This is a genomic window from Pseudomonas sp. R4-35-07, from assembly GCF_003852235.1.
In the GTDB taxonomy this organism is placed as follows: Bacteria; Pseudomonadota; Gammaproteobacteria; order Pseudomonadales; family Pseudomonadaceae; genus Aquipseudomonas.
This window is the reverse complement of sequence record NZ_CP027732.1, coordinates 3524568-3543711: the sequence shown is the minus strand read 5'-3', so window position 1 is coordinate 3543711 and position 19144 is coordinate 3524568. Positions and strand designations below refer to the sequence as shown.

The 19144-nt window shown below is 63.0% G+C and carries 18 protein-coding genes; 12 read left to right on the top strand and 6 right to left on the bottom strand.

Features of this window, described 5'->3' with window-relative positions; all coding sequences use genetic code 11:
* Nucleotides 1-84: 84 nt before the first annotated feature.
* Nucleotides 85-1014: a DMT family transporter gene (locus tag C4J89_RS16155; protein WP_124415001.1), complete on the bottom strand. Its 930-nt coding sequence runs from the start codon at nt 1012-1014 to the stop codon at nt 85-87.
* Nucleotides 1015-1106: 92 nt separating this feature from the next.
* Between C4J89_RS16155 and C4J89_RS16150 the strand changes: the two genes are divergently transcribed.
* The 11 genes from C4J89_RS16150 to C4J89_RS16100 all read left to right on the top strand — a co-directional run bounded on the left by C4J89_RS16150 (nt 1107) and on the right by C4J89_RS16100 (nt 11992).
* Nucleotides 1107-1670 carry a helix-turn-helix domain-containing protein gene (locus tag C4J89_RS16150; RefSeq protein WP_124363327.1) on the top strand — a complete coding sequence of 188 codons (564 nt, stop codon included), beginning with the start codon at nt 1107-1109 and terminating at the stop codon, nt 1668-1670.
* 154 nt (nt 1671-1824) lie between these two features.
* Nucleotides 1825-3021: an SfnB family sulfur acquisition oxidoreductase gene (locus C4J89_RS16145; RefSeq protein ID WP_124415000.1), complete on the top strand. Its 1197-nt coding sequence runs from the start codon at nt 1825-1827 to the stop codon at nt 3019-3021.
* Nucleotides 3022-3033: 12 nt separating this feature from the next.
* Nucleotides 3034-3360, top strand: a complete 327-nt coding sequence (locus C4J89_RS16140; RefSeq protein WP_124363325.1) for an acyl-CoA dehydrogenase — start codon at nt 3034-3036, stop codon at nt 3358-3360.
* Nucleotides 3360-4793 carry an LLM class flavin-dependent oxidoreductase gene (locus C4J89_RS16135; RefSeq protein WP_124414999.1) on the top strand — a complete coding sequence of 478 codons (1434 nt, stop codon included), beginning with the start codon at nt 3360-3362 and terminating at the stop codon, nt 4791-4793. Before C4J89_RS16140 ends, C4J89_RS16135 begins: the two co-directional genes overlap by 1 nt.
* Before the next feature lie 111 nt (nt 4794-4904).
* The gene (locus tag C4J89_RS16130; RefSeq protein WP_124414998.1) at nt 4905-5753 is read left to right on the top strand and encodes an AMP-binding protein; all 849 of its coding nucleotides are present in this window, start codon (nt 4905-4907) and stop codon (nt 5751-5753) included.
* Entirely contained in the window at nt 5750-6520 is a 771-nt protein-coding gene (locus C4J89_RS16125) for an ABC transporter ATP-binding protein (protein WP_124371091.1), read from the top strand. The genes C4J89_RS16130 and C4J89_RS16125 overlap by 4 nt, the downstream gene beginning before the upstream one ends.
* Nucleotides 6517-7398 (top strand): branched-chain amino acid ABC transporter permease, encoded by an 882-nt coding sequence (locus C4J89_RS16120; RefSeq protein ID WP_124414997.1) that lies wholly within the window; start codon nt 6517-6519, stop codon nt 7396-7398. The genes C4J89_RS16125 and C4J89_RS16120 overlap by 4 nt, the downstream gene beginning before the upstream one ends.
* Before the next feature lie 4 nt (nt 7399-7402).
* Nucleotides 7403-8452: a branched-chain amino acid ABC transporter permease gene (locus C4J89_RS16115; protein WP_124414996.1), complete on the top strand. Its 1050-nt coding sequence runs from the start codon at nt 7403-7405 to the stop codon at nt 8450-8452.
* A gap of 21 nt (nt 8453-8473) precedes the next feature.
* Entirely contained in the window at nt 8474-9814 is a 1341-nt protein-coding gene (locus C4J89_RS16110; RefSeq protein ID WP_124363319.1) for an ABC transporter substrate-binding protein, read from the top strand.
* Between the two features lie 3 nt (nt 9815-9817).
* Complete coding sequence (locus C4J89_RS16105) at nt 9818-10585, top strand: ABC transporter ATP-binding protein (protein ID WP_124414995.1); 768 nt, start codon at nt 9818-9820, stop codon at nt 10583-10585.
* A 12-nt stretch (nt 10586-10597) separates the two neighbouring features.
* Nucleotides 10598-11992, top strand: coding sequence for an FAD/NAD(P)-binding protein (locus C4J89_RS16100; RefSeq protein ID WP_124414994.1), 1395 nt, complete (start codon nt 10598-10600; stop codon nt 11990-11992).
* A 118-nt stretch (nt 11993-12110) separates the two neighbouring features.
* Here C4J89_RS16100 and C4J89_RS16095 read toward each other — a convergent pair whose 3' ends face one another.
* Genes C4J89_RS16095 through C4J89_RS16080 form a run of 4 tightly spaced genes read right to left on the bottom strand, consistent with a single transcriptional unit; the run spans nt 12111 to nt 16719 of the window.
* Entirely contained in the window at nt 12111-13355 is a 1245-nt protein-coding gene (locus tag C4J89_RS16095; protein ID WP_124414993.1) for an efflux RND transporter periplasmic adaptor subunit, read from the bottom strand.
* Nucleotides 13345-14823 (bottom strand): TolC family protein, encoded by a 1479-nt coding sequence (locus C4J89_RS16090; RefSeq protein WP_124363315.1) that lies wholly within the window; start codon nt 14821-14823, stop codon nt 13345-13347. The genes C4J89_RS16095 and C4J89_RS16090 overlap by 11 nt, the downstream gene beginning before the upstream one ends.
* On the bottom strand, nt 14816-16015 hold the full coding sequence (locus tag C4J89_RS16085; RefSeq protein ID WP_124414992.1) for an ABC transporter permease: 1200 nt from the start codon (nt 16013-16015) through the stop codon (nt 14816-14818). Before C4J89_RS16085 ends, C4J89_RS16090 begins: the two co-directional genes overlap by 8 nt.
* Complete coding sequence (locus tag C4J89_RS16080; protein WP_124414991.1) at nt 16012-16719, bottom strand: ABC transporter ATP-binding protein; 708 nt, start codon at nt 16717-16719, stop codon at nt 16012-16014. The genes C4J89_RS16085 and C4J89_RS16080 overlap by 4 nt, the downstream gene beginning before the upstream one ends.
* A 352-nt stretch (nt 16720-17071) precedes the next feature.
* Between C4J89_RS16080 and C4J89_RS16075 the strand changes: the two genes are divergently transcribed.
* Nucleotides 17072-17824 carry a TetR/AcrR family transcriptional regulator gene (locus C4J89_RS16075; protein ID WP_124414990.1) on the top strand — a complete coding sequence of 251 codons (753 nt, stop codon included), beginning with the start codon at nt 17072-17074 and terminating at the stop codon, nt 17822-17824.
* Nucleotides 17825-17990: 166 nt separating this feature from the next.
* Here the strand turns inward: C4J89_RS16075 and C4J89_RS16070 are convergent, their stop codons facing one another.
* On the bottom strand, nt 17991-19052 hold the full coding sequence (locus C4J89_RS16070; RefSeq protein WP_124363311.1) for an FUSC family protein: 1062 nt from the start codon (nt 19050-19052) through the stop codon (nt 17991-17993).
* Between the last annotated feature and the right edge of the window lie 92 nt (nt 19053-19144).

Here is a 19144-nt window from a genome sequence, read left to right as displayed (position 1 = left end):
AGTGGAAAACAGCTACAAGCTGCAAGCTGCAAGAGAATAGCCGACCGCGTATTTCTTGCAGCTTGTAGCTTGCAGCTCAAAACATCACCCCTGACTTTCCCCTTCAACTTCGGCCCTGGCATCAACAACTTTAGGGCTGCTCCTCTTCATCTCACTCACAATCACCGCCAGCACAATCAACGCCGCTCCTACCATCGCAATCGGCGGGAATCGCTCGCCGGCAAGCCGACCGACCACGCCCGCCCACACTGGCTCGCCGGCATAGATCAGGGTAGCCCGGGTCGGCGAAACACTCTGCTGCGCCCAGTTCATCGCCACCTGGATCACCGCGCTGGTCAAGCCCAGGCCCACTGCACTGAACAGCAGCAACCACGAAAAGCCCGGTAATGCCTCGCCCATCGGCACCACCATCAGGAACGACAACAGCGACGCCGTGGCCAGCTGCACCACGGTCACCCGACGCACATCCACTTGCCCGGCATAAGCGCTGATCAGAATGATTTCGGCGGCTACCGCCATTGCGCAGATCAGCGTGGCGATTTCACCGGGGCTGAAATTGAAAGAAGCGCCGGCCGGCCCGGTTAACAGCATCAATCCGGTAAACGCCAGCATGATGCCAATACTTGGCAGCAGTGCCGGGCGCCGCCCCAGTACCAGCCATTGCAATAACGGCACGAACGGCACATACAACGCGGTGATAAACGCCGACTGGCTGCTCGGAATGCTCTGCAGGCCAATGGTCTGCAAGCCGTAGCCGAACATGATCGCCACGCCGATGAACACCCCGGCTTTCAACTCGAACAGGGTCAGGTCGCGCAAAGTACGCAAGGAAAAAACGCCAACCACAATGGCCGCCGCCGCAAACCGCAGGCCGACGAAAAACATCGGCCCGCTGACCGCCATGGCATGCTGCACCAGCAAAAAGGTGGCGCCCCAGATCATGGTGATCACCACCAGGATGCATTCGGCTTTGCTCAAGCGATTGAAACGCGGAGGGGAGTTCGGGGCAGTCATGGCGGCTCGGTCTTGCAAGGGAAAGGCACGGACCGCACAATGCGCCGCACGCTGGGCAGTATACTGCGCACACCCACCCATTGAGCAATATAGTGCACAAAGAAAATCCACACCGGGCTTCGGTCCTGCAACACGTCAGCCAGAACGTGCGTCGCCTGCGCCATGCCGCCGACCTCAGCCAAACCGCGCTTTCGGAAAGATCCGGGGTCAGCCGGCGCATGCTGGTGGCGATCGAGGCGGGGGAGAAGAATGTCAGCCTGTCGACCCTCGACCGCGTCGCGGAGGCATTGGATGTCGCCTTCAGCGATTTGATCCAGGCGCCGGATGCCGCCGACCACAGCCGCATCAACGAGCTGGCCTGGGCGGGTGATATCCCCGGCAGCAAAGCCGTGTTGCTGGCCAAGGCCACGGCACGGCGTGAAGTCGAACTGTGGGAGATGCACTTGGCACCGGGTGACCGCTACAGCCCGGACCCCGACCCGGACGGCTGGAGCGTGCAACTGTTTGTGTTCGAAGGCTGCCTCACCCTGTTGGTGGGCGAAGAAGAAAAGCGCGTCGCCGCCGGTGAGTTCTATATGTTTGCCAGTCGTCAGGTACATGGCTATCGCAACGATGGCGAGCTGACCGTGCGTTTTGTGCGCAACGTGGTGATCTAACTGTTCGCTCGGCAACAGTGGATGGACATTTTGCTGGCCTGGCAGCCGTTCCGCTGCCTTCGTTAACCTGTAATACCATGATTTAGCTGATGATTAAATTCAGGCACGACTCCTGCAAACGCTCTGTTATTCCTTCGGAGCCTGGAGTCGGCCCATGTCAGCCCACCCTCAACACCCTGCCCATATCATTCGCTCGGACGCGGAAGCCATCCAGGTCGCCACGCGGCTGGCGGCGCGGTTTGCCCTGGAGGCCAGCGAGCGCGACCGTGAGCGGCGCCTGCCGGTGGCGGAACTCGATGAGTTTTCCGCCAGCGGCCTGTGGGGCATCACCATTCCCAAAGCCTACGGTGGCGCCGAGGTGTCCTATGTGACCGTGGCCGAGGTGATCAAGTTGATCTCCGCCGCCGACCCTTCCCTGGGGCAGATCCCGCAGAACCACCTCGGCGTGGTGGATATCCTGCTGCAAACCGCCACTGAGGAGCAAAAGCGCCACTACTTCGGCAAGGTGCTGGCGGGCTATCGCTTCGGCAATGCGTTTTCCGAAGCCAAGAGCAAAAACGCCGGGACCTTTGACACGCAGATTCGCGTCGACGGCGACACCGCGCGCATTGACGGCGAGAAGTTCTATTGCACCGGCGCGCTGTTTGCGCACATCGTCCCGACCGTCGGCAACAACGAGCACGGGCAGGCGCTGATTGCCTTCGTCGAGCGCGATGCGCCCGGCCTCACGGTGATCGACAGCTGGGACGGCTTCGGCCAACGCACGACCGCCAGTGGTGGGGTAACCCTCGACGGTGTGAGCGTGCCCTCGAGTGCGGTCATCCCCGCACACCTGGCGTTCGATCAACCCACCGCCAACGGCCCGATCTCGCAGATTATCCAGGCCGCAGTCGATACCGGCATTGCGCTGGGAGCGCTGGAGCAGGCGAAGATTCACGCCCGCCAGGCGCGACCCTGGATCGACAGCCAACAGGAGCACGGCTGGCAGGACCCGTTCACTATTGCCGCCATCGGCGACCTGGAGTGGCGCGTGCACGGCACCGAAGCGATCCTCGCCAAGGCCGGCAGAGCGGTCGACCTGGCCCTCGCCGAACCGACTGAAGACACCGTCGCCAATGCCTCGCTGGTCGTCGCCCAGGCCAAGGTGCTTTCCGCTGAAACAGCGTTGCTTGCCAGCAGCCAACTCTTCGAGTTGGCCGGCACTCGCTCGGTCACCGGCAAGTACAACCTCGACCGTTTCTGGCGTAACGCACGCACCCACACCCTGCACGACCCGGCGCGCTGGAAGTACCACCTGATCGGCAACTTTGTGCTCAACGGCGTGAAGCCTGCGCGCCACGCCTGGAACTGAGGAGCCCTGCCCATGACCGCACTGAACCAGGCACGCCAACTGCTGGAAACCACCCGCCGCTTTGTCGAGCGCAGCGACGACCCTTATGTGATCAGCCGCTTCGGCGATGTGCAGATTCGTGTCGACGTGGCCGCCGCCCTGTTCGAGCGTGCCGAAACCGACCCCAGCCCGGTCGCCCTCACCGAAGCCCAGATCGCGGCGGCCCAAGCCCTTATCGCTGCGAGCAACGCTGAATTCGAACTGACCGGCCAACGCACCGCGCTGCCATCGTCGGTGGATGACCCGTTGCGCTGGAAATACCAGGTCGTCGGCAACTACCACCTCAACGGAGTGCTCTGATGGCCCGCGAAATCCGCTTGAATGCCTTCGACATGAATTGTGTCGGCCATCAATCGCCTGGGTTGTGGGCGCACCCGCGCGACCGTTCGTGGCAATACAAGGACCTGGAATACTGGACCGACCTCGCAAAAATCCTCGAGCGGGGCAAATTCGATGGGCTGTTCATCGCCGATGTGCTTGGGATCTACGATGTCTACCACGGCAACGGCGACGCGGCGATCCGCCAGGCGACGCAGGTGCCGGTCAATGATCCGTTATCGCTGATCACGCCGATGGCGCTGGTTACCGAGCACCTAGGGTTCGGCCTGACCGCCTCGCTGTCCTTCGAGCATCCGTATCCGTTTGCACGCAGGCTCTCCACCCTCGATCACCTGACCAAGGGGCGCGTCGGTTGGAATATCGTCACGTCCTACCTGGAAAGCGGCGCCAAGAACCTTGGCCAGAAGGCCCAGACCGAACACGACGCACGTTATGACTACGCCGAGGAATACCTGGAAGTTTGCTACAAGCTCTGGGAAGGCAGCTGGGAAGAGGGCGCGGTGCTGCGTGACCGCGAGCGCCGGATTTTCAGCGACCCGAGCAAGATCCACGAGATTCGCCATGTGGGCAAACACTTCCAGGTGCCCGGCATTCACCTGTGTGAACCCTCGCCACAGCGTACGCCGGTGCTCTACCAGGCGGGGGCCTCGAGCCGTGGCAAACAGTTCGCCGCCGAACAGGCCGAGTGCGTGTTCGTGGCCGCGCCGTCCAAGGTGCTGCTGAAGAAGACCGTGGCCGATATTCGCCGGCGCGCGGCCGAGGCAGGGCGTGATCCGCGCAAAATCCTGATCTTCAACTTGCAAACGGTGATCGTCGGCGAGACCGACGCGCAGGCCAAGGCCAAGTTCGACGACTACAAGTCCTATGTCAGCTACGAAGGCGCGATGGCGCTGATCTCCGGCTGGACCGGTATCGATTTCAGCCGGTTCAGGCCCGATGAGCCGCTCAAGCATGTGCATACCAACGCCATCCAGTCGGCGGTGGAAGCCTTCTCCACGGCGGACCCGAACAAGGTCTGGACGCCGAATGAACTGGCCGACTGGGTCGGCATCGGGGGCTTTGGCCCGCTGTTTGTCGGCGGGCCGCAGACGGTGGCGGACCTGCTCCAGGAATGGGTGGAAGAGACCGATGTGGACGGCTTCAACCTGGCCTATGCGCTGACCCACGAAACCTTCATCGACGCGGTGGATTTGTTGGTGCCGGAGTTGCAGAAGCGCGGGGTGTACAAGACCGAATACGCCCAGGGCACCTTGCGCGAGAAGTTGTTTGGCGAGGGCGCACGGCTGAGGCCGAACCATCCGGGCGCCAGCTACCGTGACCTATCTACCTTACACAAAACCAATGTGGGAGGGGGCTTGCTCCCGATAGCAGTGGGCCAGTCAAAGGTGGTTTAACTGAACCACCGCCATCGGGAGCAAGCCCCCTCCCACAGTTGATTTGCATTGCCTGATAGAACCCAGCCAGCGGACCACCGCACGCCCACCCCTGATAGGAGCATCACCCCTATGAGCGTGCCCGAACCCAAAGCCGCCCTGGAACGCCTGCACCACTGGGCGCAACTCACGCCGTTGCACATCGCCCTGCGCCACAAGCGCCAAGGTCAATGGCATGCCTGGCGCTGGATCGACGCGTTGCGCGACGTCGAACGCTTGGCTGACGGCTTGCGCCAGCAGGGCTTCAGCGAACAGTCGCGGCTGACACTCAGCGGCGCATTTGAGCCGAACCTATTGTTGCTGGCGCTGGCCGCCCAGTCGGTGGGCGGGCAGGTGCTGACGCTGGCCGACAGCCTGGAGCCCCAGGCCTTGCAGCAACAGCTGTGGCGCATTCGCCCCAGCCACGCCTACGTGCAGGGTCGCCAACCCGATTGGGAGTTCACCCAACGGTTGGACTTCGCCCAGTTGCTTGGCCCCGTAGATCCCGCGCAACGCATCAGCCGCTGGTGGCACCCCACCGGCGAAACCCTGCTGTGGAGCGAGGAGGGCACCCACTGGCAAGGTGGCCTCGCGGTGGTGTTGGAACAATGGCTGAGCAGCGGCCACGGCCTGGCCTTCCCGGAGACCCTGGCCTCGGCGCGGCGCGACCGCAGCGAAGTTGCCCCCACCGGTCTGCTGCTGTCGCCCGAACGCTTGCAGCACCTGGCCGACGACATCGAAAACCGCCTTGCCCCCCGCGGCACCTGGCGCCGACGCCTGTGTGACTGGGCCATCGCCCATCCCCAAAGCGGCCTGCGCCGGTTGTTGAAAAATCGTGTGCGTACGCTGCTGGGCTTCCAGCGCCTGGGCTATATCTGGCAGCCGCTTAAAGCCACTGCCGAGCCTACCTGGCTGGCCGAATTCAAACGGGACATTGCATGAGCCAGGCCATTCTCCAGGTGCGTGATATTTCGCTGTCGTTCAAAGGCGTCAAGGCCATCAACGCGTTGTCTTTCGAGGTGCGGCGCGGTGAGATCTGCGCGCTGATCGGCCCTAACGGCGCCGGCAAAAGCTCGCTGCTTAACGTGCTCAATGGTGTGTATCGCTTCGATGCCGGCGAGATCCTGTTCGAGGCGCAACGCCTGCATCGCATCGACCCGCTGAGCGCTGCGCGCAGAGGCATCGGCCGTACGTTCCAGAACAATGCGCTGTTCAAGAAAATGAGCGTGCTGGACAACCTGCTCACCGGCCTGTCGCGGCATATGCGCAGCACCTTCATCGAACAGGCCCTCGGCTTGCCCCGCGCGCGGCGAGAAGCCGAAGCGTTCCGTGAGCGCGCCCAGGGCATCCTGGACTTCCTGGAGTTGCAAGCCCATCGCGAGGTGCTGGTGGGCAACCTGTCCTATGGCTTGCAAAAGCGCGTGGAACTGGGCCGGGCGTTGATCGCCGGGCCCAGTCTGTTGTTGTTGGATGAGCCCATGGCCGGGATGAACGCCGAGGAAAAACAGGAAATGGCGCGCTTCGTCGCCGACGTGAACCGTGACCTGGGCACCACCGTGGTGTTGATCGAGCACGACATGGGCGTGGTGATGGGCCTGTCCGACCATGTGGTGGTGCTCGACTACGGGCGCAAGGTCGGCGACGGCACACCCGCCGAGGTGCAGGCCAATCCCGAGGTGATTGCGGCCTACCTGGGAGTGACACATTGATGACCTTCTTCGAAACCCTGCTCGGCGGCCTGCTCGCCGGCACCTTGTATTCGCTGGTCGCCATTGGCTTTGTGCTGATCTACAAGGCCAGCGGCGTGTTCAACTTTGCCCAGGGCGCGATGCTGCTGTTTGCCGCGCTGACATTCGTCAGCCTGCATGACCAGGGCGTACCGTTTGCCTTGGCGTTGCTGCTGACGGTGATCGTGATGGTCGTCGGCGCCTTGCTCATCGAACGCTTGGTGCTGCGGCCACTGGTGAACCGTTCGCAGATCACCCTGTTCATGGCCACCCTGGGCCTGTCGTTCATCATCGAGGGCCTGGCGCAAGGCTTGATGGGCTCGCAGGTGCGCGCGCTGGACCTGGGCATCGATGACGTGCCGCTGTTCGTCGGCCCGCTGATGCTCAGCCAGTTCGACCTGATCGCTGCGGCCACTGCCGTGGTGCTGGTGACGGCGCTCGCGCTGCTGTTCAACAAGACCCGCATTGGTGTGTCGCTACGCGCAGTGGCGGATGACACCACGGCGGCGCTGTCCATTGGCATTAACCTCAACCGCATCTGGCAGATCGTCTGGGCAGTGGCCGGCATCGTCGGGCTGGTGGCCGGGCTGTTGTGGGGCGCGCGCCAGGGCGTGCAGTTCTCCTTGTCGCTGGTCGTGCTCAAGGCCTTGCCGGTGCTGATCATCGGCGGCTTCACCTCGATTGGCGGGGCGATTGTCGGCGGGCTGATTGTCGGCGCGGCGGAGAACCTCGCCGAGGTGTATATCGGCCCGTGGATCGGCGGCGGCATCACGCCGTGGTTCGCCTATGTCGTGGCCCTGGCCTTCCTGTATATCCGTCCCGCCGGCCTGTTTGGCGAGCGCGCTATCGAGCGAGTCTGAAGCCATGTCGACCTCTGTTGCACAACCCACGGCGCCGCTGCTGCTGGTGCCGCGTCGCTTGCCCTGGGGCCTGTTCGCCTGGCTGGCGCTGGCGTTTATCGCGGTACCGCTGTGGGGCGATGATTATTGGCTCAATGCGATTCTGGTGCCGTTTCTGGTGCTGTCGCTGGCCGGGCTGGGCCTGAACCTGCTCACCGGTTACACCGGGCAGACATCGGTCGGCGCGGCGGGTTTCATGGCGGTCGGGGCCTTCGCCACCTACGGTTTTCTGCTGCGCCTGCCGGAGTTGGGCTTGCCAGTGGCGCTGCTCGGCGGCGGGATTATCAGCGCGCTGGTGGGCCTGTTGTTCGGCCTGCCCAGCTCGCGGATCAAGGGTTTCTACCTGATGGTGACGACGCTGGCGGCGCAGTTTTTCCTTGAATGGTTGTTCGTCAAATTCCCCTGGTTCTATAACTACGGCTCTTCCGGGACCATTTCCGCCCCGCAGCTGACGCTGTTCGGCCACGACCTCAATACCCCGTTGGGCCGCTACTGGCTGACCCTGGTCACGGTGCTGCTGTTGACCTGGACCGCCGTCAATCTGGTGCGCAGCCAGGTGGGGCGCAACTGGATGGCGATCCGCGACATGGACACTGCTGCTGCCGTGGTCGGCATCCCGGTGGTGCGCTACAAGCGCCTGGCGTTTGCGGTCAGCTCGTTTTACTTAGGCGTGGCCGGTGCGCTGTGGGCCTTCGCCTACCTGGGCACGGCCAGCGCCAGCAGTTTTGATATCAACCGTTCGTTCCAGATCCTGTTCATCATCATTATCGGTGGCATGGGCAGCATCGCCGGCAACTTCGTGGGCGCGGCCTTTATCAGCTTGCTGCCGATCCTGCTCAGCCACGTCGGGCAGGCGCTGTTCGGCGGCGCGGTGGATGCGGGGCAGTTGCAGAACCTGCAGAAAATCATCTTTGGCGTGTTGATCATCGTGTTCCTGATCAAGGAGCCCGAGGGCCTGATTCGCCTGTTGCACAACCTGCGTGAGCGTCTGCGGCACTGGCCGCTGCGCTTCTAACCTTCCCTCAAGAGAATCTCCATGCGTGCATCCCTGAAACGTTCCCTGGTCGGCACTGCATTCGCGCTGGCGGCCTTGGCCGGCGCCGTGCCCCAGGCCATGGCCTCGCCCGACCAGCAATTCATTCCCCTGGCGACCTACCGTGTCGGTGCCTATGCCTCCAGCGGCGTGCAGGTGTGGGCCGGGATGATCGACTACCTGCGCTATATCAACGAAGTCGAAGGCGGCATCAACGGCGTGAAGCTGGTGTGGCAGGAGTGCGAGACCGAGTGGACGGCGGAGAAGGGCATCGAGTGCTACGAGCGCTTCAAGAATGGCCTGGACGGCGCGCCGGTCGCGGTGTACCAGCCCAACGGCGCGCCGGCGGCCTACGCCCTCAGTGAACGGGCGGAAGTCGACAAGATCCCGCTGATCACCCTGGGTTACGGGCGCACCGAAGCCACCGATGGCACGGTATTTCCCTACAACTTCCCGGTGATGCTGACCTTCTACAGCGAGGCCTCGACCCTGGTGAACTACATCGCCGAGCGCGAAGGCGGCTTTGACAAACTCAAGGGCAAGAAGATCGCCACGGTCTATCACGACTCGGCCTACGGTCGCGAAACCCTCGGCCCGTTGAAGCTGCTTGCCGAAAAATACGGTTTTGAAAATATCCAGATCCCGGTGGCCGACCCCGGCAACGAGCAGTCGGCGCAGTGGCGCCAGGTCCGCCAGGCCAATCCGGACTGGGTATTCCTGCGCACCTGGGGCGTATCCACCCCGGTGGCAGTGAAGACGGCGGCGCGCTTCGGCTTCCCGGTCGACCATATCATCGGCGATATCTGGGCCAGTTCCAGCGAAGACGTGTTGCCCGCCGGTGTCGCCGCCAAAGGCTACCTGGCGCTTACGCCGTACCCGGCAGGCAGCGACTTCGAGATCCACAAACGCCTCAAGCAGTACGTCCTCGACAAGGGCCACAGCGACCTCAAGGACCTGAAAAACTTCGGCAGTGTTTACTACAACTCAGGCCTGGTGAACGCCGCCGTGGCGGTGGAGGCGATCCGCACCGGCCAGGCCCGCTTCGGCAAGCGCCCGCTCAATGGTGAAGAAGGCCGCTGGGGCCTGGAACACCTGAATATCGACGATGCGCGCCTCAAAGACATGGGCTACCTGGGCCTGATGCAGAACCTCAAGCTGTCCTGCCGCGACCACGAGGGCGGCGGCTCGGCGCGGGTGCAGCAGTGGGACGGTGCCAACTGGGCGCTGATCAGCGACTGGATCGCCGCTGACCGTGCGCTGTTGCGTCCGCTGATCGATGAAAAATCCGCCGCGTTCGCCAAGGAAAAACACCTGACGCCACGCACCTGCAACGGGGACGAATAAACCATGAACCAGCCTGCCATCGAGCCAGGGCGCCCGGCGTTGCTGACGGTCGACGACATCGAGGTGATCTATGACGGTGCGATCCTGGCGGTGGCCGGGGTGTCGCTGAGTGTGCCCAAGGGCGCCATTGTTGCGTTGCTCGGCGCCAATGGCGCCGGCAAGAGCACCACCCTCAAGGCCATTTCCGGGTTGGTGCGGGCCGAGCGCGCCGAAGTCAGCCGTGGCCGCATCGAATACGCCGGCCGCGACTTGGCGGGTGTGGACCCCAGCCAGCGCGTGCGCCAGGGCATGGTGCATGTGCTGGAAGGCCGTCATGTGTTCGGCCAGCTCACGGTGGAAGACAACCTGCGCAGCGGCGGCTTCGTGCGGCGCTTGAGTCGCAAGGAACTGGCCAGCGACCTGGAGCGCATCTACACCTGGTTCCCCCGGCTCAAGACCAAGCGCCACACCCGCGCCGGGCTGACCTCCGGGGGCGAGCAGCAGATGGTCGCGATTGGCCGGGCGTTGATGACCCGTCCTGCGTTGGTGCTGCTCGACGAGCCATCGATGGGGTTGGCGCCGATGATCGTGCAGGAGATCTTCGCGATCATTGCGCAGCTCAACCGCGACGAGCAGGTGAGCTTTCTGATCGCCGAGCAGAACATCAACGTCGCGCTCACCTATGCGTCCCACGGGTACGTGTTGGATACTGGGCGGGTGGTGTTGAGTGGCAGTGCCGCCGAGCTGTTGGCACGGGGTGATTTGCATGACATTTATCTGGGTAAACGCTAAGGGCGAACGTGCATGAGTGAATCGATCCGCAACGCTGATGTACTGATCGTCGGCGGCGGCCTGAGCGGCACGATGCTGGCGGTGCAATTGCTGCGCCTGCCAGGCCGGCGGCGCATCCTGGTGATTGAGCCGCGCGCGGAACTGGGGCGGGGCGAGGCCTACAGTGCGGTCGAGTTGGGCCACACCTTGAACGGCAATGCGGCGCGCATGAGTGTCGACCCGGACAATGCCGATGACCTGACCCAATGGCTCACCGCCTACATCGACGCAGGGGGGTGGCCGCAGGCGGCGCAGCAGCCGGTGCCCATCAGCGAGCTGTTCCCGCCTCGCGGGATTTTTGGCCTGTACGCGCAGCAGCGCCTGGCTGAGGCCAAGGCGCTGTCGGCTTCCACGGTCGAGCATGTCCGTGCAGAGGTGGTCGATTTACAGGTTGAGGCTGCCGGCACCTTGGTGTCCCTGGATAACGGCGAACGCCTGCGTGGCACCCTTGCGGTATTGGCCACCGGCATGTTCCCGGCGGCACGCACGCCGCAGACTGAATCCAGCGGCTTGAACGCTGCGGCGCTGGACCCCTGGGACGTACCGGCGATGACCCAGCTCGACCCGCATGCGACCGTGCTGATCATCGGCTCCGGGCTGACCATGGTGGATGCCGTGGTGTCCCTCGAACAGGCCGGGCACCGTGGGCCGATCGAGGTGTTTTCGCGCCATGGTCTGTTGCCCCATGTGCGCCGCCAGCCGCCGAGCTGGGACGACTTTCTTGGCGCTGATCACCGGCTGCGCAGCCCTCGGCAGCTGGTGCGTGAGGTGCGGCGGCAATGCCGCATCGCGCTCGACCAGGACGTCGATTGGCAGGCGCCGCTGGACACGGTGCGGGTGCACATCGCAAGGCTGTGGAGTCAGGCCAGCGACCGCGAAAAACGCCAGTTCGTGCGGCATGTGCGGCCGTGGTGGGAAAGCCATCACCACCGTTCGCCGCCGTTGAGTGCGCAGTTGGTGGAACGCTTGCATGCAGAAGGACGCCTGCAGATTCACGCGGCGTCGTTCAAGGGGCTGGTGCCTTCGGCCAGCGGTGTGGCGATTCGCCTGCGCCATCGCGGCGAGCAGGCGCTCACCCAGGTGCACGGAGCGGCGCTGATCAACTCCAGCGGCATCGAATACGACTGGCGCCGCGTGGCCAGGCCGTTGCCGCAGCAATTGCTCAAGCGCGGGTTGATCCAGCCGGGGCCGTTGGCGCTGGGGATTGCGGCGGATGCCTGCGGTGCAGTGCTCGATGCTCAGGGCCAGGTGAGCGGGCGGCTGTTCGCCATGGGCCCGCCATTGCGCGGGATGTGGTGGGAGAGTACGGCGGTGACCGATGTGGCGATTCAGGCTAAAGCACTGGCCGCCAGGCTCACACAAATTTAAATGTGGGAGGGGCGGTGCGACGATTCGACTTGCTCCCGATGGCGGTGGGTCAGTTAAAGCATGTTTGACTGATTCACCGCTATCGGGAGCAAGCCCCCTCCCACAGTTGGATCTTCATTTATCTTGAGGTCTTTACCAGTCCGGGCTTGAGGCCGAACACCTCAACCCCTTGAGCAGTCGATTGCCCGGTCGTCACCTTCACCCGCTCCACCGGTTTATCCATCGCCTCGCGGTATTCCACGGTCATGTCCGCCTGGATCGCCTCGCTCGGCACCACAATCGCCTGCGCATTGTTGTAAGTCACAATGGTCAAGCGTGCGCTCATCCCCAGCCGCACCCGCTGCAATTGCTGCGGCGTGAGCCTGGGGATCGACAAGGTCACCGCAAACTGCGCGCTGCCCTGGCTGTCGTTGGCGATTGCCAGGCCACTGACCACGCTCACCGAGCCCGTCAGGCGCTCACCGTCAAACCCATCGCCCATGACTTCCACCGCTTGCCCTTGATGCAGTTGGTTGATGTCCAGTTCAGAGACCTTGGCGATGATTTTCAAACGCTCGATATTGGCCAGGCCGAACAACACCTGGCCCTGGCTGACCTTGCTGCCGGCTTGTACCGGTGCGTTGTTAGTGCTGCCGCCCTGGGACGACGTGCTGTTGCCGGGCGCGGGCACCACGATACCGGAGAAGGGCGCCTTGACCTCCTTGCCTTCGAGCAGGGTGTGCAGGGCGTCATATTTGACCGTGGCGTTGGTCAGCTCCATATCGGCGATCTGCCGGTATACGCCCTTGCCCTGCTCCAGCGCCTGTTGCAGTTCACTGCGCGCCGCTGTCAGGTCCAGCTGTTGCTGCTGGGTCTGTTGGTTGAGGTCGTCAAGCTCGTTGCGCGGGATGATGCCGCGCTTGAACAGGTTTTCGCTTTCAGTGAGTTTGCGCTGGGTATTGCCGGCGGTCATTTCTGCGGTGCGCAGGCTGCGCCGGGCACGGCTGACGGCGGCGCTGCTGTCCCAGTCCTGCATTTCCTGCACGGTGCGCCGGGCCTTGAGCTGGGCGGAGAGGGCTTCGCGCAGTTGCACTTCGAGGGTGGCCGGGTCCATGCGCAACAGCACCTGGCCGGCCTCGACGCGTTGGCCTTGCTCGACCAGGTTGGCCAAGACATTGCCGTCGAACGGCGCGGTGAGCGTGATGGTGGTGTCGGGTTCGATCTTGCCCACCAGGCCGATCTGGTGCACCAGCGGGTCGGGCTTCACCGCCAGCCATTGTTCACGGGTGGCCGGCCCTTCGGCCGGGCTGCGCAGGGCCAGCCCCACCGCTGCCAGCAGCACGATCAACCCAGCACCCAGCAGGCGTTTGCGATTAGTAGTCATTGAGGGCGATTTCCCAGCTTTCCAGGGTCATGCCCAGCGTTAAGTCAAGCTGGGTCTGAGCGTTCAAATAAGCGATCAGCGCATTGAGGCGCGCGTTTTCGGCGTTGCGCAGGTCAGTCTCGAAGCTCAGCACCTGAAAGTTGGTGGAGCGCCCGGCGCTGAGTTTTTCCCGTTCGATCTCGATCTTGCGCCGCGACAGCTCCACGGCGCGCTGGGAGATTTCATATTGGCGCCAGCGGGTGCCGAGGTCGCGCACCACGTCGTTGACGTTGCGTTCCAGTTCCTGGCGGGCGTCGGTGATGCGGATTTCCTGGTCCTCGACATTCACCCGCGCGCGTACTTCTGCCTGGCGCGTGCTGATGTCACCGATCGGGATCTGCACCTGTACCCCGGCGTAGCTGTCCCAGGTGCGGTTATTGGTACGGCCGTTATCGTTATCGTAGGCGTCGCGCACCTGATTCGCACCGGCTACCAGGTCAACTTGCCAACGCCCGGAGTCCTTGGCGATCACCAGGTTCAGGTCGGCTTGCTGGCTGCCCAGCAGGGCGGCGAGGTATTCCGGTTGTTGGGTTTGTGCGAGGTTGAACGCCTGGCGCCTGTCGATTTGCATGGGCCTGGCCTCCAGGGCTTCGGTGGCGCGAATCGGCGTGGACAGGTCCAGGGCCAGCAGGCGCAGCAGGGCCAGGCGACTGGTATCGAGTTGGTTCTGCGCTTCTTCGACGCCCAATTGCTGGGTGGCGATGTCGGCTTCGGTCTGCACGATTTCGAACTCGGCCATGCGCCCGGCGCTGATCAATGCCTTGTTCACCTCCAGCAGGGTGTTGGAACGCTTGAGCGCATCCTGGACGATCACCTGTTGTTCCTGGGCCCGCAGCAGCTCGCGGTAGGTCGCGATGATCTGGCTGATGGTTTGCGCCACGGTGGCCTTGAGGTTGAGACGGTTGGCCTGCTCCGCCAGGCGCGACAGGCGCAGCGGCGCCGTGGTGGCGTCCCAGCCGGCGCCGCGCATCAGCGGCTGGATGACGGCCAGGTCAAGGCCGTCGCTGCGGTAACGGCCGGCACGGTCGGCGTTGTTCAGTTGCTGGGTCCAGGCCATGCTCAAACGGGTGCCGTATTCGCCGAGCAGGCTGGTGGACGGTGCGAGGTTGGCGTTGCGCGCGCTGTCCTGGGAACCGCGTGTGCCACGGTAATAACTGTTGAGGATGAGCTTGGGGTTGAACACGTCTTCGGCGACCCGCAGGTCGAACTTCTGCGCGACCCGCTGCAGGTAAGCGCTGCGGATCGCCGGGTTGTTGCGCAGGCCCAGGTACACGGCGTCGCCCAGGGTCAAGGTCGTCACCTGGGCGTTCAGCGATACGCCGCGGTCATAGCCGCTGCGGGTGCTGCTGGGCGCCGAGGGTTTGACGACCACGTCGGCCGCCATGCCGGGCAGGCTGATCAGCGCCAGCAGCAATAGCCCTTTATTCATCGCGCAAGGCCTCCACCGGTTGCAACCGTGAGGCCGAGACCGCCGGGTAGATGCCGAAGAACAGACCCACCAGCAACGTACTGCCGACGCCCAGGGGCAGGGCGGCCACCGCCAGGGAAAATTCCCAGCCCGAAAGCCACGCGTAGAACCAGGCGGCGGTCATGCCCAATACCGCGCCGCACAATGCGCCAACGGCAGTCAAGCTGACGGCTTCGAGCAGGAACAGGTTGCGGATATCCCGCTGGCGCGCGCCCAGGGCCATGCGGATGCCGATCTCACGGCGCCGTTCTGAAACGTTCATCAGCATCACATTCATCACCCCGACACCGCCGCCCACCAGCGAAATCGCGCCGAGTGCCAACAGCAGATAGGCGAAGGTGCGGCTTTGGCGGGTCATGCCGTCGATCATTTGCTGGGGTACGGTGATGTCGACCGTGTGCTCGGTCAATTGCGGTTGCAGCGCAGCGGCGGCGTCCCGCGCTACACGTTCCATGTCTTGTCCAGGCTGGGCGCGGATGATCACATTGTTGATCTGCGGGCTGGCGAGGATACGCCGCATGCCCTCGACGGGAATGAACAGCGATTCATTGGCTTGCACCGGCATCAGCATCGCGCGGGGCTGGTTGTGCAGGATGCCGATGATCAGGAACAGGTAGTCGTTGATGCGCACGCGGTCGCCCAGTTTGAGCGGCTCACCGGGTGCGCCGAGCGTCTGGGCGACCTGGTCACCGATCACCCCATAGGTTTCATTGGCATCGAAGGCGGACAGGAAACGCCCCTCGCGCAGCGCCAGGCGCATGGCGGCGTGCACATCGGGGGTGCTGCCGACGAAGTTGGCATTGGCGCTGCGGCCATGGAACACGATGGGCCCGCTGAACAGGCTGAGCGCGCCGATATGGGCGATGCCCGGCACAGCCTGGCGCACCGGTTCCAGGTCAATCTGGCTGCGCATCGCTACGTTGCTGGTGCCTTTGGGCGGGAACTGGACGATCAGGGTGTCGGTGCCCATGTCCTTGAAAATCATCGCGGCGTCCATCGCGGCGTTATGGCCGATATTGATCAACGCCACCACCGATGAACTGCCGATCACGATACCCAGCAGGGCCAGCACCGAGCGTTTGCCCAGCGTGCGCAGGCTGATGAACGCTTCATGCAGCAGTTGGCTCAGGCTCTGCTCGACCCGCAGGCTCATCGGCGCTGGTCCTCGTGCACTACGCCGTTGCGCACTCGGATCTTGCGCTCCAGCCGCCCGGCGATCTGCGCGTCGTGGGTGACGATGATCAGCGTTACCTGTTGCTCGCGATTGAGGGTGAGGAGCAGGTCCATGATGTCTTGGGCGGTGCTGCTGTCGAGGTTGCCGGTGGGTTCGTCGGCGAGGATGACCGAGGGCTTGCCGACCAGCGCCCGCGCGATGGCGACGCGCTGGCGTTGACCACCGGAGAGGTCGGCGGGGTGATGGTGGGCGCGCTCGGCCAGGCCGACTTGCTCGAGCATGCGCAAGGCCTGCTCCACCGATTCATGGCGAGATACGCCACGATAACTGAGGGGGAGTGCGACGTTGTCGAGGGCGCTGAGGCGCGGCAGCAGGTTGAAGCTCTGGAACACGAAACCGATCTGCTGGTTACGGATCGCCGCCAGTTCATCCGCCGTGGCGTTGAAAATGTCATGGCCGGCGAAGTGGTACTGGCCACAGTTGGGCAAGTCCAACAGGCCGAGGATATTGAGCAGGGTGCTTTTGCCGGAGCCGGATGCGCCGAGGATGCCGCAGCTGTCACCGCTGGCGATGGACAGGCACACGTCATTCAGAATCGACAGCTGTTGCCCGGCAAGCTGATAGCTTTTGCCGATGCCTTGCAGGGAAATCAAGCTGGGGTGCGCGGGGGTCTCGGTCATCATGACTACGCCTGCAGTCTCGACGGTCTTGGGTGGCCCTGCAAATCTTTGTAACAAGTTTACGGGGCTGCCGATGCCGTCACCGACTAGTTTAATTTCTTGTTTTTAAAAAATTGTTTGAATAGTAACCGCGTTCAGTCGGCTTCGCCAGCTATGGATGTAGAGCGGTTTGTTGCGTTGAGACGACGTTTGCGCAGGCCTCGCGAAGGGTTGAAAATCCGTTGGCGGCCATGAATATTCTCGCATGCAAGGCTTTTGCTCATATGGCACCGTGTCATTACTTGCTTTCGAACGAAGGCCCCGGTATAAAAAATCAAATTATTTTTTAAAACAATATTTCCCCCGTGGAACCCTTATGGCCGCGAAGAAGCTCAGCGCTCCAAACATTACCAAGACTCGACTGCTGGATGCGACAGAGGCGCTCTTTATTAAGTACGGATATGACGCGGTTTTATTACGGCAGATTACCGAGCGCGCCCAGGTCAACCTGGCTGCGGTGAACTATCACTTCGGGGACAAGGACTCCCTGATGAAAACCCTGCTGATGCAGCGCCTGGAGCCGCTCAACGAGCAGCGCCTGGAATTGCTGGCCCGTTGCGAGGCCGAGTCCGATGGCCCGCTGGACTGCGACACGCTGCTTGGCGTGCTGTTCGCCCCGGCCATGGGCCTGGAACGCAGCGATCCAGCCAGTGGGGAAGGGCGTTCCTTCATCCGTTTTCTCGGTCGGGTGTACAGCGACACCTCGCCGTTTATCCAGGAATACCTCAAGGTGCATTATCAGCCGGTGTTCCAGCGTTTCTTCGAGGCGTTCGCCCTGGCATTGCCGGATTTGCCACGCAATGAACTGGGCGTGCGCCTGCAATTTGCGCTCAAGGCGATTTCCGGGGTGATGGCCGGCACTGAATTACGCCTGCTGATGAACTCCATGAGTCTCGGGCGCCCGGCGACGGATGCCGAAGTGATGGCCAAGTTGATCACCCTGGTGTCGGCGGCCATTCGTGTGCCGCAGCAGAGCGCTGAGGCCGAAACGGCCTTGGCCAAAGTGCTGGAGACCCAGCGGGCGATTCGTGAGCAGACGACGGCACCTGCCGGCAAGGTCGCGCACTAGGTCAAATCCAGGGCAAAAAAAAGCCCGCTGGGGCGGCGGGCTTGATATGCAACGTTTGTAACGGATGAGGCTTCACACTACGTCTCGGCTTGTGAATAAAACGTGAAAAATATGTAAGAGAAAGTGTGAATACGTTAATGCGGGCAAACTTACCCAACGGCCTTCTCTAGATTTTCCAGCGAGGGGCACTTTTCGCCAGCCGCTGGCGCATCTGATCCACGTTATCCGCCAGTTGTACGGTCAACAATCGATAACCATCCAGCGCACTGTATACGGGTGCATCCAGTGTGGTTTGGGTGCCGCTGGCGGTATGGGGGCGTTGCAGACGCTCCGTAACGCCCGATTTCAACGCCCGTGCCATTCCCACCAACTGCACCCGAATCTGCCGATGCTCGGCTTTGAGCATCACGCGCATCCGCGCGGTAGCTTGCTCATCACGCGGGTCCGGTCGGGTATTGCCAAGAATCTCCAGGGTGCTGATGCACATGCGCAGGTGCCGCTGGAGCTTATCCAGCTCGGTCATGGAAATCCGCACTTCCTTGGACACCGACGGCATCAGCGAGCGCAGCTGCAGCATGGCCGCGTTCAAGCGGTTGAGCAGTTTGAGATGTTCATCATCGGTGACCGATTGGCCATTGATGATCCGGCTATAGATCGCTGCACAATCGCGCAGGGCACTGGCCAGGTTGTAGCGCCACGAATACACCGCGTACAGCGGCAGGGCGAAGGAAAACGCCAGGGCCAGCGCGATGCCGATCAGGATGTCGACGGTGCGCCACAACCCATCCGAGATCGGGTTGTCGCCGTGCCCGGCCACGATGAACACCGTGATCGCCGACAGCAGCGCGATATAGCCGCCCTTGCCGATGGCGTGGTAGGAAAAGAACCCGCACACCGCGGACATCAATAAGTAGGTGAGCAGCGGCATACCCAGCCAGGCATGTTGTACCACCACCAACAAGCCGACACTGGCCCCGATCAACGTGCCGTAGGCGCGTTCCACAGCTTTCTTGCCGATATTGCCGTGGTGCTGCAACCCGCCGATCACAATCAGCATGGTCACCGACGCCCACTCACCATGGGGCAGGTTGATGCCGGTGGTCAGCAGGATCGTCGCCAGCAAGCCGATGGACACGCGTACCGCGTGGATCAGCTTGGCATGGCGATAGCGTCGGTACGGGTCGAGCACGGGGCGCAGCAGGCGCCGGGCGAGCATAGGCAGGTTCATCGGTAGTAAAGGGGCCTCATCCATCAGGGTAAACTCGGTCAAACAATGTGGCAGGGGGCAAGCCCCCTCCCACATTCAGATCGGCGTTGTGC